Origin of the sequence: Duganella sp. 3397 (assembly GCF_031456625.1) — a bacterium.
In the GTDB taxonomy this organism is placed as follows: domain Bacteria; phylum Pseudomonadota; class Gammaproteobacteria; order Burkholderiales; family Burkholderiaceae_D; genus Rugamonas; species Rugamonas phyllosphaerae.
The window spans coordinates 254,102-270,250 of record NZ_JAVDVB010000001.1; the positions used below are offsets into that span (position 1 = coordinate 254,102).

Here is a 16,149-nt window from a genome sequence, read left to right on the forward strand (position 1 = left end):
CTCCGTGGGCTCAGGTCACTGCATCGCGCTTGGCATCGACCTGGTAGTCGCTGCGGTCGAGGATATCCTTCAAGACCATCACCGCGCGCCATACGTCCTGGTAGCTGGTGTACAGCGGCGTGAAACCGAAGCGCATCACCTGCGGCTCGCGGTAGTCGCCGATCACGCCGCGCGCGATCAGCGCCTGCATCACCGCGTAGCCGTGCGGGTGCATCACGCTCACCTGGCTGCCACGCTCGGCGTGCGCGCGCGGCGTGATCAGTTCGAGCGGGTGGCCGGCGCAGTGTTCTTCGAGCAGCGCGATGAACAGGTCAGACAGCGCCAGCGACTTGGCGCGCAATGCCGCCATCGCTACCTGGCCGAAGATCTCCAGGCCGCATTCCACCAGGGCCAGCGACACCACCGGCTGGGTGCCGCACAGCGCGCGGCCGATGCCGGCCACCGGCGCATAGGCCGGCTGCATGGCGAACGGCTGGCGATGGGTCCACCAGCCGGTGAGCGGCTGGGCAAACTGCGCATGGTGACGCTGCGGCACCCAGATGAAGGCCGGCGAACCGGGCCCGCCATTGAGGTACTTGTAGGTGCAGCCGACCGCGAAGTCGGCGTTGGCGGCGTTCAGCGCCACCGGCACTGCGCCGGCCGAATGGGCCAGGTCCCAGATCGCCAGCGCGCCGGCGGCGTGGATCTGCGCCGTGGTGGCGGTCATGTCGAACATGCGGCCGGTGCGGTAATTGACGTGGGTGAGCATGACCACCGCCACTTGCTGTCCGGCCTCGCCCGACAATGCGGCCGGCAGGTCGGACCAGGACTCCAGCAGTTTCAACTCGTAGCCGCGCTCGAGCCAGCCCAGCAGGCCTTCGGCCATGTAGATATCGCTGGGGAAGTTGTCGCGCTCGGTGATGATCACGCGCCGGCCGGCGCGCCCGGGATGGTCCGCCTGCATCTTGATGGCGGCGGCAAGCGCCTTGAACAGGTTGACCGACGTGGTATCGGTGACCACCACCTCGTCTGCAGCGGCGCCGACGATGGGCGCGAGCAAGTTGCCCAGGCGGCGCGGCAGGTCGTACCAGCCGGCCGTGTTCCAGCTGCGGATCAGGTCGTCGCCCCACTCGGCGGCGATCACCTGCTGCGCGCGCTGCAAGGAAGCCTTCGGACGCGCCCCCAGCGAATTGCCGTCGAGGTAAATCACGCCGTCGGGCAGCGCAAACTGGGCGCGTTGGTCGGCCAGCGGGTCGGCGGCGTCAAGCGCCAGGCAATCTTGTTCGGTGGTCATAGGAGTCCCGCAGGATGAGGTGGATGCGACATTTTAGAACAACGATGACGATTTTTTCGCGCAAAGAACCGCACTGAAAGCGCTGTTATTGATCTATTATTCGAAAATCACCATCAAAAACCGCAAAATATTTCAATGAACCTCGACCTGGTCGATCTTGCCATCCTGCGCGCCCTGCAACAGGATGGCCGCATCAGCAATACCCGGCTGGCCGAAACGGTGTTCCTGTCGCCGTCGGCCTGCCTGCGCCGCGTGGGCCTGCTGGAACAGGCCGGCATCATCCTCGGCTACACCGCCCGACTCAACGCCGAACTGCTGGGGCTGGACGTGGAAGCGTTCGTGATGGTCACCATGCGCCGTGATACCGACCAGTGGCACGAACAGTTCGTCGCTGCGCTGCCGCAGTGGGAAGAAGTGGTGGGCTCGTTCGTGGTCACCGGCGAGGCCAACTACATGCTGCGGGTGCGGGCGCGCAACCTCAAACACTATTCCGACTTCGTGATGGACAAGCTGTACAAGGTGCCGGGCGTGCTCGACATCCGCTCGCACATGGTGCTGCGCAACCTGGGCGAGTCGCCGGTACTGGGCGCCGGGTTGCTTCAGCAACACACTGTATGATCGCCGTACCAGCTTCGATCCCTGCCCTGCTCCCGCCAACCCAAGGAAAGCCGCACCTCCATGAACCATGACAACACGCTCAAGCGCGGCTTGAGCAACCGCCACATCCAGCTGATCGCCCTCGGCGGCGCGGTCGGTACCGGCCTGTTCCTGGGCGTGGCCCAGACCATCAAGCTGGCCGGCCCCTCGGTGATCCTCGGTTATGCGATCGCCGGCATCATGGCCTTCTTCATCATGCGCCAGCTGAGCGAGATGGTGGTGGACCAGCCGGTGGCCGGCTCCTTCAGCCACTTCGCCAATCGCTACTGGGGACCGTTTGCCGGTTTTGCGTCGGGCTGGAATTACTGGATCCTGTACGTGCTGGTCAGCATGGCCGAACTCACTGCGGTGGGCATGTACGTGCAGTTCTGGTGGCCGTCGGTGCCGCTGTGGGCGTCGGCACTCGGGTTCTTCCTGTTGATAAATGCGGTCAACCTGCTGCACGTCAAGCTGTTCGGCGAAATGGAGTTCTGGTTTGCCATCATCAAGGTGGCGGCGATTGTCGGCATGATCGTGTTCGGCGGCTATTTGCTCGTCAGCGGCACCGGCGGCCCGCAGGCCAGCATCACCAACCTGTGGGCGCTGGGCGGCTTCTTTCCGCACGGCGTGGGCGGCATGATCATGGCGATGGCCATCATCATGTTCTCGTTCGGCGGGCTCGAACTGGTGGGCATCACGGCGGCCGAAGCGGAGTCGCCGGAAAAAACCATCCCCAAGGCCACCAACCAGGTCGTGTACCGCATCCTGATCTTTTACGTGGGCGCGCTGGCGGTGCTGCTGTCGCTGTACCCGTGGAGCCAGGTGCAGCAAGGCGGCAGCCCGTTCGTGCTGATCTTCCAGGCGCTCGACAACGGCTGGGTGGCCTCGGCGCTGAACGTGGTGGTGCTCACAGCCGCGTTGTCGGTGTACAACAGCTGCGTGTACAGCAACAGCCGCATGCTGCTGGGCCTGGCGCTGCAGGGCCACGCACCGAAAACCCTGGCGCACGTGAACAATCGCGGCATCCCGGTGCACGCGCTGGGCGTGTCGGCAGCTGCCACTGCCCTGTGCGTGGTGGTCAACTACGTCATGCCGGGCAAGGCGTTTGGCATGTTGATGATGCTGGTGGTGGCAGCGCTGATGATCAACTGGGCGATGATCAGCATCACCCACCTGAAGTTCAGCCAGAGCAAGGCGCAGGCAGGCGAGACCACGCGCTTCCGCAGCTGGGGCCAGCCATGGACCAACTACCTGTGCCTGGCCTTCATGGCCGCCATCGTGGTCATCATGTACCTCACCCCCGACACCCGCATCGCGGTCTACATGATGCCGGCGTGGATCACAGTCCTCGCCATCTGCTACCACCTTCGGGGTCACCTTCGGGGTCAGTGCCGACATTCAGACACGAACTCAGCCGGATAGCGCTGAGGCCGTGTCCAAATGTCGGCACTGACCCTGAAGTGCATACGGGAAATTTTGATTCACATCAAGGATTTTTGAGTTCTGCACGCTTACCCTTCGGTCAATAGATTTGACGCAAACCGGGGAGAGCGTGTGTGGAACCAGCATTGAATTACAACTACAAGGTGGTCAAGCAATTCGCGGTCGCCACCGTCATCTGGGGCATCGTCGGCATGCTGGTGGGGGTGATCATCGCCGCCCAGCTGGCATGGCCGGCGCTGAATCTCGACATTCCATGGCTGACCTACGGCCGCCTGCGGCCCTTGCACACCAACGCGGTGATTTTTGCGTTCGGTATCTGCGGCCTGTTTGCCACGTCGTACTACGTGGTGCAGCGCACCTGCCAGGTGCGGCTGTTTTCCGATAAATTGGCGGCGTTTACGTTCTGGGGCTGGCAGGCAGTGATCGTGCTGGCAGTGGTCACGCTGCCGATGGGTTACACGCGCGGCAAGGAATACGCCGAGCTCGAATGGCCGATCACGATCCTGATCGCGCTGGTGTGGATCGCCTACGCGGTGGTGTTCTTCGGCACCCTCATCATCCGCAAGGTCAAGCACATCTACGTGGCCAACTGGTTCTTCGGCGCCTACATCCTGGCCGTGACCATCCTGCACGTGGTGCAGGGCGCCAGCATGCCTGCCAGCCTGACCAAGTCGTACTCGGCCTACACCGGCGTGCAGGACGCCATGATCCAGTGGTGGTATGGCCATAACGCGGTCGGCTTCATCCTCACCGCCGGCTACCTGGGCATGGTGTATTACTTCATCCCCAAGCAGGCCGAGCGTCCGGTGTACTCGTACCGGCTGTCGATCGTCCACTTCTGGGCGCTGATCTTCACCTACATGTGGGCCGGTCCCCACCACCTGCATTACACGGCCCTGCCCGACTGGACCCAGTCGGTGGGCATGGTGTTCTCGCTGGTGCTGCTGGCGCCCTCGTGGGGCGGCATGATCAACGGCATGATGACGTTATCGGGCGCCTGGCACAAGCTGCGCACCGACCCGATCCTCAAATTCATGATCGTCTCGCTGTCGTTCTACGGCATCGCCACCTTCGAGGGCCCGATGATGTCGATCAAGACCATCAACGCCCTCTCCCACTACACCGACTGGACCGTGGCGCACGTGCACGGCGGCGCGCTCGGCTGGGTCGGCTTCATCACCATGGGCTCGATCTACTACCTGATTCCGCGCCTGGTCGGCGAGCAAAAAATGTACAGCGTCAAGCTGATCGACCTGCACTTCTGGGTGGCCACCATCGGCGTGGTGCTGTACATCGCCGCGATGTGGATTGCCGGCGTGATGCAGGGCCTGATGTGGCGTGCGGTGAACCCCGACGGCACCCTCACCTACACCTTTGTCGAAGGCGTGAAAGCGACCTATCCGTACTACGCGGTGCGGGTGCTGGGCGGCTTCATGTACTTCAGCGGCATGTGCGTAATGGGCTACAACACCTGGATGACGTTACGCCATCGCGCCACCGTCACCGCCCCCATCCCTGCCCTGGCTGCAGCCCACTGACCCCGGAGTACCCATGAAATTCTCGCATGAATGGATCGAAAAAAATCCCTGGCTGCTGATCGCCCTGGTCACGCTGGTGATCAGCATCGGCGGCGCCGTGGAAATCGTGCCGCTGTTCTTCCAGAAGTCCACCACCGAGCCGGTGGCCGGCCTCAAGCCGTACAGCCCGCTGCGCCTGACCGGGCGCGACATCTACGTGCGCGAAGGCTGCTACAACTGCCACTCGCAGATGGTGCGGCCGCTGCGCGCCGAGACCGAGCGCTACGGCCATTACTCGGTCGCTGGCGAATTCGTCTATGACCGGCCGTTCCAGTGGGGCTCCAAGCGCACCGGGCCCGACCTGGCGCGCGTGGGCGGCCGCTACAGCGACGAGTGGCACCGCACCCACCTGGCCAATCCGCGCGACGTGGTGCCGGAATCGAATATGCCCAACTACCCGTGGCTGGCCAAGACCAAATTGGTGCCGCAGGACGTGGTGCCCAAGCTCCGCGCACTGCAACGGCTGGGCGATCCGTACACCGACGCCGACATCGCCGCCGCGCCGGAACAGCTCAAGGACAAGACCGAGGAAGACGCCCTGATCGCCTATCTGCAAGGCCTGGGCACATTAATCAAAGCAAGGAACTGACATGGCTATCGAGAACCTGTTTGACCAGGCCAGCAGCGTGATGACGGTGGTGTCGTTTGTCACCTTCATCGGCATCGTGTGGTGGGCCTATTTCCACCACAAGGAAACCGATTTTACCCAGGCAGCACAAGCGCCCTTCATGGACGATGAACTGCGCGACGAGGAGAGTGACCATGGCTGACTTTACCAGCGGCTTCTGGGATTACTACATCGCCGCCCTCACCCTGCTCGGCATTGTCGGTTGCGGTATCCTGCTGTGGGCGCAATCGAAGGCGCGGGTAGGCAAGCGCAGCGACGTCAATGTCGATACCACCGGCCACGTCTGGGACCAGGATTTGACCGAACTGAACACGCCGATGCCGCGCTGGTGGATGTGGCTGTTTTACATCACCATCGTCTTCGCGCTGGTGTACCTGGTGCTGTACCCGGGCCTGGGCAGCTACGCCGGCAAGCTGGGCTGGAGCTCCACCGGCAACTACAAGACCGAACTGAAACAGGCGGAGAAAGAATACGGTCCGCTGTTCGCCCAGTACCAGCAGCAGGATCTCAAGGCAGTGGCGGCCGATCCGAAAGCGCGCGCCATCGGTGAACGGCTGTTCCTCACGTACTGCGCCCAGTGCCACGGCTCCGATGCACGCGGCAACAAGGGCTTTCCCAACCTGGCCGACAAGGACTGGCTGTTCGGCGGCACGCCCGAGATCATCAAGCAGACCATCCTGCATGGCCGCGTGGGCGCCATGCCGCCGATGGGCGCAGCGGTGGGCAGCGAAAAAGATATCGAGAACGTCGCCCACTACGTGCTGAGCCTGTCCGGCTCGACGGCCGATCCGATCAAGGCGGTGTTCGGCAAAGGCAAATTCGGCGCCTGCATGGCCTGCCACGGCGCCGACGCCAAGGGCAACCAGGCCTTGGGCGCGCCGAACCTGACCGATAAAATCTGGCTGTTCGGCGGCAGCGCCGACACCATCATGGAGACCATCCGCCACGGCCGCAACGCCACCATGCCGGCGTTCGGCGACTTCCTCGGCGACGCCAAGGTGCACGTGCTGGCCGCGTACATCTGGAGCTTGTCCAATGATGTCAGTCAGCCCTTGCCTGCACCTGCCGCGCCAGCGGAACCGGCAAAATGAGTGCGCCCGAGACCCAGGTCGTCAAGATGTATGCGGCGCGCGAGGAAATCTACCCGCGCGAAACGTCGGGCCGCTACGCCCGCCTGCGCTGGCTGTTCGCCTGGCTGACGCAGTTGGCGTTCTACGGCACGCCGTGGCTGCAATGGAACGACCGCCAGGCGCTGCTGTTCGACCTGACCACGCGCAAGTTCTACATCTTCGGCATGGTCTTGTGGCCCCAGGATTTCATTTATCTGGCGGTGCTGCTGATCATCAGCGCCTACTTGCTGTTCCTGGCCACGGCCGTGGCCGGACGCGTGTGGTGCGGCTTCACCTGTCCGCAAACGGTGTATACCGAAATTTTTCTCTGGATCGAGCGCAAGATCGAGGGCAAGCGCAGCGCGCGCATGTTGCTCGACCGCCAGCCGTGGTCAGCCAACAAGCTCGGTAGAAAGACCGCCAAGCACCTGGCCTGGGGCGCGGTCGCCCTGTGGACCGGTTTTACCTTTGTCGGCTACTTCACGCCAATCCGCGATCTGATGGTCGAGGTGCAAACCTTCGACTTCGGACCGTGGGAATGGTTCTGGGTGCTGTTCTATGCGTTTGCCACCTACGGCAACGCCGGCTGGATGCGCGAACAGGTGTGCAAGTACATGTGCCCGTACGCCCGCTTCCAGAGCTCGATGTTCGACCGCGACACCCTGGTCATCACCTACGATGCCAAGCGCGGCGAGCCACGCGGCCCGCGCCACAAGCAGGCAGCCAATACCGGCGGCGCCTGCATCGACTGTTCGCTGTGCGTGCAGGTGTGCCCCACCGGCATCGACATCCGCAACGGCCTGCAATACGAGTGCATCGGCTGCGCCGCCTGCGTGGATGCGTGCAACGGCGTGATGGACAAGATCGATGCACCGCACGGCCTGATCCGCTACGCCACCGAACGCGCACTGGACGAACACCTGACGCCCACCGAGATCCGCCGCCGCACCTGGCGCCCCCGGGTGCGCATCTACACCGCCGTCCTGCTGCTGATCGTGACCGGCGCCAGTACCGCCCTGTACCTGCGCGTGCCCCTCAAGATGGACGTGATCCGCGACCGCGGCGCCATGGGCCGCGAAGTGGAAGACGGCATGATCGAAAACGTCTACCGGCTGCAGATCATGAATACCACCGAACGCGCCCATACGTACCGCATCAGCGTCGCCGGCATCGAGTCGCTGGCCCTGGTCACGCCAGATACGGTGCGGCTCGATGCGACCGAAACGCGCGGCGTGCCGATTCGCCTGCGCACCGCGCACGGCGCCGCCCAGCCGGGCTCGAACAGGATCGAAGTGGCGCTCACGGCTGTCGATGACCCGGCGCTGCACGTCAACGAAACTGCGGTCTTCATCGTCCCCCGCTAGGAGTATTCATATGCACCATCTACACAGCACCGTCACCCCGTGGTACCAGCAACGCTGGCCGTGGTTGCTGATGCTGGGCCCGGCCATCGTGGTGGCCGGCAGCGCGTTTACCGCTTACCTGGCGTTCTCCACGCCCGACCCGGTGGTGGTCGGCGACTATTACAAGCAGGGCAAGGCCATCAACCAGGACCTGACGCGCGACCGCGTGGCCAGCGCCATGGGCCTGTCGATGACGCTGACCTACGACGCCAGCCGCAGCGTGCTGTCGGGGCAAGTACAACGCTTGCACGGCGGCGGCATGACCGAGCCCATGCGGCTAAGACTTTCACACGCAACCTTGCCCGACAAGGACATCGAAGCGACGCTGCAACCCGATACGGCGGGCCGCTTCGAGGCGCCGCTGGCCATGCTCGAGCGCAGCCGCTGGGTGGTGCTGGTGGAAGGAGAAAAACGCGACTGGCGCCTGGCGGGCGCGTGGGTGTGGCCGAAGGAGCGTGGTGTAGCGCTGGTAGCCGATTAAGCAGCCGCTACCCCGCACAGCCAACCGGGGTCGGACCCCGTACGGGGTCCGACCCCATCGGTTCAGGGGGTGGGATCAACCGCAAGTCTGCGTACCGGCCGTAATCGCCTTGAGCGTGTGCGGCTCGAGCAGTTCGATCTCGCGGTTGCTCACCTTGACCAGCCCTTCCTTCTTGAACTTCGACAGCAGGCGGCTGATGCTCTCGATGGTCAGGCCCAGGTAGTTGCCGATTTCCTCGCGCGACATGCGCAGCTGGAAGGCGTTGGGCGAATAGCCGCGTGCTTCGTAGCGCGACGACAGGTTGACCAGGAAGGCGGCGAAGCGCTGCGTCGCCTGCATATTGCCCAATAAAAGCATCACGCTTTGTTCGCGCGTGATTTCCTGGCTCATCATGCGGTGGAAGTGGCGCAGCAGCGTGGGCATTTCGGCCAGCAGCTGCTGCAGGGTGGCGAACGGAATTTCGCACACTTCGCTGTCTTCCAGCGCCACCGCCGTGCAATGGTGCAGGTCGGTGCTGATGGCGTCCATGCCCAGCAGCTCGCCGGCCATCTGGAAGCCGGTGATCTGCTCGGCGCCTTCGCGGTTGACCTGGTAGGTCTTGAAGTGGCCGAGGCGGATCGCGTACAGGTTCTGGAACGGATCGCCTATGCGGAACAGAGTATTGCCGCGCGCGACCTTGCGGCGGCGGCCGATAATCTGGTCGAGCCGCTCCATGTCTTCGTTGCCCAGTCCCATGGGCAGGCACAGCTGGTGCATGCTGCACGTGGCGCAGCTGGCCTTGAGGATGTCGATTGTGGCGCCGGGCAGCACCAGCGACGGCAGGTCTTTGATCATGACCGACAGTGTAGACCATCTCCCATGCTTTTTGGTCGATGCCGCACCGGCGCCATCGGGTATTGCGGCGCATCCGCCACTTCCCCGCAGCTGGCCGATGCGCTAGACTCATCCTGGTTATTGCCGATTTCTTAACTTGAGCAGAGATAAAGACCATGAACCTCCGCCGTTGCGCCGTGTTGTACCTGGAACCCCGCGAAGAACTGGACATCGACTGGGCCGCGCTGTTTGCCGGTACCAGCACCCTGGCGGCCAGCACCCGCTGGCTGGCGCTGGCGCCGCACCTGGACCGCGAGATCGAGGTCGATGCGGCCGACCTGGCCGCGCTGGCCGCAGTCGGTTCATCGGTGTGGACCGCGCACGCGGACCTGGCGCAGCGCCATGGCGCGGCAGTGGTGGACCGGCTGCTCGCCCACGGCCTGCTGCTGGCCGAGGACGCGGCGCCCGATTCGGCGCCGGGCGCCCTGCGCGCACGCGACGACACCTTGCGCACGCTGCACTGGCGGCCGCTGGCGGCACTGGCGCATACCTTCTCGCGCTGGCACGACGTGCGCAGCGATACCGGCATGGAAGCGCCCAGTTTCGACGAGCTGCTCGAGCGCCACGGCAACCCGCCGCCGCCGGTGCAGCAGGTGGCAAGCATCGGCGCAGCGGTGGCGCTGCCGGCTCCCACCGGTTTCCTCGACGAGGTGCTGCTGCGCCGCTACACGGGCCGCAATTACGACACCAGCGCCAGCCTGCCGCTGGCGGTGGCGGCGCGCCTGTTGCAGCGCACGTTCGGCGCCCAGGAAGTGCGCCACATCGGCCCGCACGCCAACGTGCTGAAAAAGACCAGTCCGTCGGGCGGCGGCCTGCATCCGGTCGAAGCGTTCGTGCTGGTACAGCGGGTGGACGGCCTGGCGCCGGGCTTGTACCACTACCATCCGGTCGACAATACGCTGCAGCCGCTGCGCGCCACCACGCCGGACCAGGCGGCGGCGCTGGCGCTGCAAATGGTGGCGGACCAGTACTGGCTGGCCGGCGCGGCCATGCAGGTGGTGATGGTGGGCCGGGTGGAGCGCTCGTTCTGGAAGTACCGCAATCACCAGAAGGCGTACCGCGCCATGTCGCTCGACGCCGGCCACCTGTCGCAGACGTTTTACCTGCTGGCGACCGAAGCGGGCTTGCCGGCGTTTATCACCGCCGCCATCAACGACATCGATATCGAAACCATGCTGGAGCTCGACCACCTGCGCCACGCGGTGATCGCCGTGTGCGGCTGCGGCGTGGCCGCGAGCGGTGAGCGCGAGATGGTGGAACTGCGCTATGGAGAGACCGGCCTCGGCCAGGTGGCAGAGTAGCCGGTCAGGGTTGGATCAGGAGGCCAGGCGCGCCACCGAGACACCGGACAACATGAACAGCACCATGCCGTTCTCGCCGATCTGCTTGCTTGCCAAGGCGGCATGGTCGGCGGCGGCCGCATCCTTGGACGGCAGGCGGCGCGCGGCCGGCACCTTGGCCGGATCGAGTTCGATCCCGAGCGTGCCCAACGCGCGGATGGGGTCGTTCTGCATGCGGTCGCGGAAACCATCGTCGGTGGCCAGTTTGGCGAGCATGGTGTTGAGTTGATCGAAATTCTGTTTAATCATTGTGTACTCCCTCAGGGTGGATAAAAACAATGTGCTGCCAGGCTATGCTACGCCCAGCTTGGCGAATTCACAACGTCTTTAACGATCGTCAGGGTCCCCCGCGCGGGCCGCATCGAGCACCGTCGCCAGTGCCGTGCCGAATGCTGCCAGCGCAGGGGCGGCCTGGTCCGGGTCGCTGCGCAGTTGCTGCTCGAGGACGTCGCTGCAGCGGTGCAGTTGGCCCATCGACAGGTTGCCCGCCGCGCCCTTGACCTTGTGCACCAGCAGCGCGGCCTGCTCGATATTGCCGGCGCCGATGGCGGTGGCCAGTTGCGCCTGCGTGACAGCGAATTCCTCGACGAATTTTTCCAGCAGCACCGTGAGCAGGCGGCGGTTGCCGCCGAGGCGCGCCAGCGCGGCGCCGGTATCGATGCCGGGCGCGGCGGCCTGGTCATCAGCTTCCGGCGCGGCCTGCGTCCAGGTGAGGGCGGGCGTGGCCGGCGCCGCCAGCGCCGGCGCGGCGCGGCCGACGATCCAGCCGGCCAGCACCTCGAACAGCCGCTCCGGCTCGATCGGCTTGGTGATGTAGTCGTTCATGCCCATGGCCAGGCTGTTTTCGCGGAAACCGGGCACCGCGTGCGCGGTCATGGCGATCACCGGCAGGTGCGCGGCCGAATGGCGCGCGCGGATCAGCGCGGTCGCTTCGTAGCCATCCATTTCCGGCATCTGGATATCCATCAGCACCGCATCGTAGCGGCAGGCCTCGACCATGCGCACCGCCTCCATGCCGGTGCCGGCCAGGTCCACCTGCACGCCGCCGCCGAGCAAGACCTCGCGCGCGACCTGCTGGTTGATCTGGTTGTCGTCCACCACCAGCACGCGGGCGCCGGCCAGGCGCTGCGCCGCCGCCGACAGCACGCGCGGCGGCAACGGCGCCACCGCCGGTTCGTCGGCGGCCAGGCCCAGCGCCTGGGCGATGGTCAGCAGCATGCGGGCGCGGCTGACCGGCTTGGTCAGGCAGTGGCGGATGCCCAACTGGCCGGCTGCGCGCATGGCCGCCTCGCGCCCGTATTCGGTCGCCATGACCACGATCGCCGGCGCGCCGCCGGTCGTGGTCATGGCCGCCTGGCGCAAGCGCCGCACCGTGTCGGCGCCGTCGGCGGCCGGCATGTCCCAGTCGAGCAGCACCACGTCCACCGGCGCCGGCGCCAGGTACGCATCCACCGCTGCCGCCGCCGCTTCGGCGGTCGCAGCGGTCAACACCGGCAGGCCGGCGTGCGCCAGCTGCTGCGCGCACATGGTGCGTACCGCAGCGCTGTCATCGACCACCAGCACCTGCTTGCCAGCGAGCGCCGCCAGTAATTCCATCGTCGCGTCGGGCGCCGGCAGCGGCGGCAGGGCGACACTGAAATGGAAGCGGCTGCCTTGCTCGGGCGTACTGTCGACGCCGATCACGCCGCCCATGGCGCGCACCAGCTGCTGCGAGATCGCCAGGCCCAGCCCGGTGCCGCCGTACAGGCGCGTGGTGCTGCTGTCGGCCTGGCTGAAGGCGTGGAACAGGCGCCGCTGCTGCTCGGCGCTGATGCCCACGCCGCTGTCGATCACGGCGAACCGCAAGCGGTCAGCGTCCGGATCCGGGCCCGGCCCGGTCTCGCGCGTGACATGCAGCACGATCTCGCCGCGCGCGGTGAACTTGAGGGCGTTGCCCACCAGGTTGATCAGCACCTGGCCCAGGCGCAGCGGATCGCCATTGAGGCGCGCCGGCACATCCGGGTCGGCCCAGGCCACCAGCTCCAGGCCTTTTTCCGCCGCCCGCCACGAGAACAGGTCGGCGACCTGGTCGAGCACGTCGGCCAGGTCGAACGGCACGCTTTCCAGCGCCAGCTTGCCGGACTCGATCTTGGAGAAATCGAGCACGTCGTCGATGATGCCCAGCAGGTTCTTGCCGGCGCGGTCGATCTTGTGGAAGTAGTCGCGCGGCTTGGCCGGCAGGTCCAGGTGCGCACCGAGGCCGGCAAAGCCGAGGATGGCGTTCATCGGCGTACGGATCTCGTGGCTGATGTTGGCCAGGAAGTCGCTCTTGGCGCGGGTGGAGGCTTCGGCGTCGGCGCGCGCCTGCTGGATGGCGCGGATCGCGTCGGCCTTCTGGAAGGCCGAGATGAACGGCTCCTTGAGCGCCTTGAACATCTCCAGGTCGCCCCCGGCAAACGGGCGCTGCTGCTCGAACACCAGGTAGCCCTGCACCTCTTCGCCGCTGCAGATGCGCACCGCCAGCACCGTGCCGGCGCCGCTCAAGTACATTTCGGGCATGACCAGCTCGGCGCCATCGACCAGCAGCGCCCGGGTTTCGGCCAGTGTCATGGCCGCGTACGGCGGCACCACGCTGGCCTGCCAGCTGGCGTGCACCCGCAACCGCCCGTCACCGGGTTCGCGGATCAGCGCGCAGGCGCCGCTGACCTGGCCGATCGCGCTCGATTCGAGCAGGATCGCCTGCAGCAGCGCGTCGAAGTCGAGCTGGTCGTTGATCGACTTGACGATGGCGTGCACCCGCGCCAGGTGGCGGGTACGGGCATACACCTCGTGCTGCAACTGGAACTTGGCGTGCTCGAGCTGGCGGATACGCCAGCGGTACAGGCCCCAGCCCAGCAGCAGGATGCCCAGCGCCGCGCCCGAGCGCGCCCACCAGGTCTGGTACCAGGCCGGCAGGAAGCGCAGCGCCATGGTCAGCTCGTGCGGACTCCACACGCCTTCGCGGTTGCTGCCGCGCATGTGCAGGCGATAGGTGCCGGGCGCCACGTTGGCGTAGGTGGCGATGCGGTGGCTGGCGTCGGCTTCCACCCAGTCCTTGTCGTAGCCCTCGAGGCGGAACGCGTAGCGGTTGCGCGCGCTGGCGGAATAGTCGAGCGAGGCCACTTCGATGTTGACGTTGCGGGTGCCGGCCGGGATCTCCAGGCCACGGCCGTCCGCCGCCAGCAGCGGCGCCGCCGCCACCTGGCGGGCGTCGAGCTGCACCTTGCTCACCACCAATTGCGGCTGGTATTTCCAGCGCTGCGCCGGCGTCTGCCGCACCACCACGTACCCCCCCGAGGTGCCGAACACCGGCTCGCCCTGGGCGGTGCTGGCACCGGCACCGCCGAAATAGGACTGGAACACCAGGCCGTCGGCACGACCGAACAGCTGCACGCGCAAGGTCTCGGTATCGATCACGGCAATACCGTTGCCACCCGATGCCCACATGCGGCCGCTGGCGTCGAGGCCCAGCGAACTGGCGATCTTGCCGAACACGCCGGCGCCGACGGCGAGCCGCAGAAAGCGCGGCTTGCCGCCGGCGGTCCGACCGTCGAGGATGGCGACGCCGCCGCTGTTGGTGGCCACCCACAGGCGGCCGCGCCGATCGAACGCCAGCGCGTTGATCAGGCCCTGTGGCAAACCGTCGCTGCGATCCGGCTCCGCCAGGATCTGCTCGGCGCGGCCGGTGGCCGGATCGAAGCGATTCAGGCCGTTGCGGGTGCCCACCCACAGCATGCCGTCGGGCGCTTCCAGCAGGGTGGTAACGCGGCTGTCGGAAAGGGCGCCGGCGGCAGCCGGCCCCTGGCGGTAAGCCCTGACCGTGGTGGCGCGTGGATCGTAGCGCAGCAGGCCGCCTGGCGTGCCCAGCCATAAATCGCCGTCGCGCTGGAGAATGCTGCCGATGCGCGGCAACGGCTCGTGGTGCGGCAACGGCACCCGCCGCACCCGGCTGCCCTGGCCGCTGGTATGGTACAGCCCGGCGAGGGTACCGATCCACGCCTCGTTCGGTTCGGCTTCGGTCAGGGCCAGGATCAGGCTGCCGGGCAGGGCGGTGTCGGGCCGCAGCGGATCGGGCCGCAGGCCGGCGCGGCGGGTGGCGTCCGGCGCGATCAGATCGATGCCCTGGTCGGCCAGCGCCACCCACAGGCGTCCGCTCTGGTCGGTCATGAAGGCCGAGGCTGAAATCTCGGGCAGACCGACGCCGTCAAAAATGGTGCTGAAGGTGCGGTTGCGCGGGTCGTGGGTATCGACGCCGCGTTCGTTGGCTACCCATACCAGGCCGCTGCGGTCGCGCCACAGCGCCGCCACCCGGTCGCTGGCCAGGCTGACCGCGACCGCCGGCCGGTGGGTGATGCGGCGCTGGATGCCGGCGGCATCGAATTCGATCACGCCGTCGCCGTAGGTGCCGGCCCACCACTGGCCGGGCACGGTTTCGGTCAGCGACAGCACCATGGCCTGGCGCCGGCCCTGGTCCGCCAGCGACAGCAGGCGCGCGCCGGCGGTGGCGGCGTCGGTTGCGGCGAAACCCACGCCGCTGCGCAGGGTGCCGAACACCACGCCGCCTTGCGGGTTCTGGCTCAGCGACAGCACCGCGTCGCCCACGCCGGCGATATCGTCAACTTTGTCGATGCGGTTGCCAGCCACGGCGCGCCGCGCCAGCCCGGCATCGGAGCCGATCCAGAGCACGCCGTCGCGGTCGAGCAACAGCGCGCGGATCTGGTTGGCGCGCTGGCCGCCGGGCGCGGTGTCCGGGCGCCGGTGGTGATGCACCTGGCCGGCCGCATCGACGTAATCGAGCCCGGCGGCCGTGCCCACCCACAGGCCGCCGTCCCGGTCGCTGGCGATCGCATACACGGCCGGACTGGACAGGACGCCCGCCGCCACCCGCACGAAACGCTCGTTCTGCCGGTCATACCGGGCCAGGCCGTCGATACTGGTGCCCACCCACAGGCGACCCTGGCGGTCGACGTGCAGGGTCTGGATGAAGTCGCCGGGCAGCGAATGGGGGTCGTTGGCGTCGAAATAGAAGTTGCGCATCTGGTAGCCGTCCCAGCGCCCGAGCCCGGCCTGCGAGCCGAACCACATGAAGCCGTCGCCGTCCTGGGCCACGCTCATCACGACCGGGCTGGGAAAATCGCGCTCGGCCGGGGACAGGTGCTCGAACACCACCGGCGCCAGCGTGGACCAGCGGTCAGTGCCGGGCGCCGCGCGCAGTGGCACACTGGCCAGCCCGGCAAGCAGGACGGCGGTCGCAGTAGTAAGGAGGACGGTCGGGTTCACCACGAATCAATGCCAAAAGTACCGTAAGTTCCCCAACGCCAACGTGCACAGGGTAATGCATCGTAAAGCAAAGGCTGCGCTTGCGCCA

13 protein-coding genes are annotated in these 16,149 nt (G+C 66.3%); 9 read left to right on the forward strand and 4 right to left on the reverse strand.

Features of this window, described 5'->3' with window-relative positions; all coding sequences use genetic code 11:
- Positions 1-10: 10 nt before the first annotated feature.
- The gene (gene kynU / locus J2X54_RS01110) at positions 11-1,273 is read right to left on the reverse strand and encodes a kynureninase (protein WP_310176818.1); all 1,263 of its coding nucleotides are present in this window, start codon (positions 1,271-1,273) and stop codon (positions 11-13) included.
- A 135-nt stretch (positions 1,274-1,408) separates the two neighbouring features.
- Here kynU and J2X54_RS01115 point away from each other — a divergent pair, with 135 nt between their 5' ends.
- The 8 genes from J2X54_RS01115 to J2X54_RS01150 all read left to right on the forward strand — a co-directional run bounded on the left by J2X54_RS01115 (position 1,409) and on the right by J2X54_RS01150 (position 8,550).
- Positions 1,409-1,891, forward strand: a complete 483-nt coding sequence (locus J2X54_RS01115) for an Lrp/AsnC family transcriptional regulator (protein WP_070250266.1) — start codon at positions 1,409-1,411, stop codon at positions 1,889-1,891.
- Between the two features lie 60 nt (positions 1,892-1,951).
- Positions 1,952-3,331, forward strand: a complete 1,380-nt coding sequence (locus tag J2X54_RS01120; RefSeq protein ID WP_310176821.1) for an amino acid permease — start codon at positions 1,952-1,954, stop codon at positions 3,329-3,331.
- A gap of 134 nt (positions 3,332-3,465) precedes the next feature.
- Positions 3,466-4,890: a cytochrome-c oxidase, cbb3-type subunit I gene (gene ccoN, locus J2X54_RS01125; RefSeq protein WP_310176824.1), complete on the forward strand. Its 1,425-nt coding sequence runs from the start codon at positions 3,466-3,468 to the stop codon at positions 4,888-4,890.
- A gap of 13 nt (positions 4,891-4,903) precedes the next feature.
- Positions 4,904-5,518: a cytochrome-c oxidase, cbb3-type subunit II gene (gene ccoO / locus J2X54_RS01130; protein ID WP_070250260.1), complete on the forward strand. Its 615-nt coding sequence runs from the start codon at positions 4,904-4,906 to the stop codon at positions 5,516-5,518.
- Between the two features lies 1 nt (position 5,519).
- Positions 5,520-5,699, forward strand: a complete 180-nt coding sequence (locus tag J2X54_RS01135; protein WP_310176828.1) for a cbb3-type cytochrome c oxidase subunit 3 — start codon at positions 5,520-5,522, stop codon at positions 5,697-5,699.
- Positions 5,692-6,648 carry a cytochrome-c oxidase, cbb3-type subunit III gene (gene ccoP, locus J2X54_RS01140; RefSeq protein WP_310176830.1) on the forward strand — a complete coding sequence of 319 codons (957 nt, stop codon included), beginning with the start codon at positions 5,692-5,694 and terminating at the stop codon, positions 6,646-6,648. Before J2X54_RS01135 ends, ccoP begins: the two co-directional genes overlap by 8 nt.
- Positions 6,645-8,030: a cytochrome c oxidase accessory protein CcoG gene (ccoG, locus tag J2X54_RS01145; RefSeq protein WP_310176833.1), complete on the forward strand. Its 1,386-nt coding sequence runs from the start codon at positions 6,645-6,647 to the stop codon at positions 8,028-8,030. The genes ccoP and ccoG overlap by 4 nt, the downstream gene beginning before the upstream one ends.
- A gap of 10 nt (positions 8,031-8,040) precedes the next feature.
- Positions 8,041-8,550 (forward strand): FixH family protein, encoded by a 510-nt coding sequence (locus J2X54_RS01150; RefSeq protein ID WP_310176836.1) that lies wholly within the window; start codon positions 8,041-8,043, stop codon positions 8,548-8,550.
- Between the two features lie 75 nt (positions 8,551-8,625).
- On the opposite strand, the gene fnr is transcribed toward J2X54_RS01150, so the two are convergent.
- Positions 8,626-9,384, reverse strand: a complete 759-nt coding sequence (gene fnr / locus J2X54_RS01155; protein ID WP_070250250.1) for a fumarate/nitrate reduction transcriptional regulator Fnr — start codon at positions 9,382-9,384, stop codon at positions 8,626-8,628.
- 155 nt (positions 9,385-9,539) lie between these two features.
- On the opposite strand from fnr, the gene J2X54_RS01160 reads away from it, so the two are divergent.
- Positions 9,540-10,724, forward strand: coding sequence for a putative peptide maturation dehydrogenase (locus J2X54_RS01160; protein WP_070250248.1), 1,185 nt, complete (start codon positions 9,540-9,542; stop codon positions 10,722-10,724).
- A 15-nt stretch (positions 10,725-10,739) separates the two neighbouring features.
- On the opposite strand, the gene J2X54_RS01165 is transcribed toward J2X54_RS01160, so the two are convergent.
- Together J2X54_RS01165 and J2X54_RS01170 are read right to left on the reverse strand one after the other, a co-directional pair.
- Positions 10,740-11,012 (reverse strand): NHLP-related RiPP peptide, encoded by a 273-nt coding sequence (locus tag J2X54_RS01165; protein WP_310176842.1) that lies wholly within the window; start codon positions 11,010-11,012, stop codon positions 10,740-10,742.
- Between the two features lie 78 nt (positions 11,013-11,090).
- On the reverse strand, positions 11,091-16,061 hold the full coding sequence (locus tag J2X54_RS01170; protein ID WP_310176845.1) for a response regulator: 4,971 nt from the start codon (positions 16,059-16,061) through the stop codon (positions 11,091-11,093).
- Positions 16,062-16,149: the final 88 nt, after the last annotated feature.

Bases quoted from the DNA above. Each gene is read 5' to 3' on its own strand.
- kynU (WP_310176818.1), bottom strand. From the start codon at position 1,273: ATGACCACCGAACAAGATTGCCTGGCGCTTGACGCCGCCGACCCGCTG.
- J2X54_RS01115 (WP_070250266.1), top strand. From the start codon at position 1,409: ATGAACCTCGACCTGGTCGATCTTGCCATCCTGCGCGCCCTGCAACAG.
- J2X54_RS01120 (WP_310176821.1), top strand. From the start codon at position 1,952: ATGAACCATGACAACACGCTCAAGCGCGGCTTGAGCAACCGCCACATC.
- ccoO (WP_070250260.1), top strand. From the start codon at position 4,904: ATGAAATTCTCGCATGAATGGATCGAAAAAAATCCCTGGCTGCTGATC.
- J2X54_RS01135 (WP_310176828.1), top strand. From the start codon at position 5,520: ATGGCTATCGAGAACCTGTTTGACCAGGCCAGCAGCGTGATGACGGTG.
- ccoP (WP_310176830.1), top strand. From the start codon at position 5,692: ATGGCTGACTTTACCAGCGGCTTCTGGGATTACTACATCGCCGCCCTC.
- ccoG (WP_310176833.1), top strand. From the start codon at position 6,645: ATGAGTGCGCCCGAGACCCAGGTCGTCAAGATGTATGCGGCGCGCGAG.
- J2X54_RS01150 (WP_310176836.1), top strand. From the start codon at position 8,041: ATGCACCATCTACACAGCACCGTCACCCCGTGGTACCAGCAACGCTGG.
- fnr (WP_070250250.1), bottom strand. From the start codon at position 9,384: ATGATCAAAGACCTGCCGTCGCTGGTGCTGCCCGGCGCCACAATCGAC.
- J2X54_RS01160 (WP_070250248.1), top strand. From the start codon at position 9,540: ATGAACCTCCGCCGTTGCGCCGTGTTGTACCTGGAACCCCGCGAAGAA.
- J2X54_RS01165 (WP_310176842.1), bottom strand. From the start codon at position 11,012: ATGATTAAACAGAATTTCGATCAACTCAACACCATGCTCGCCAAACTG.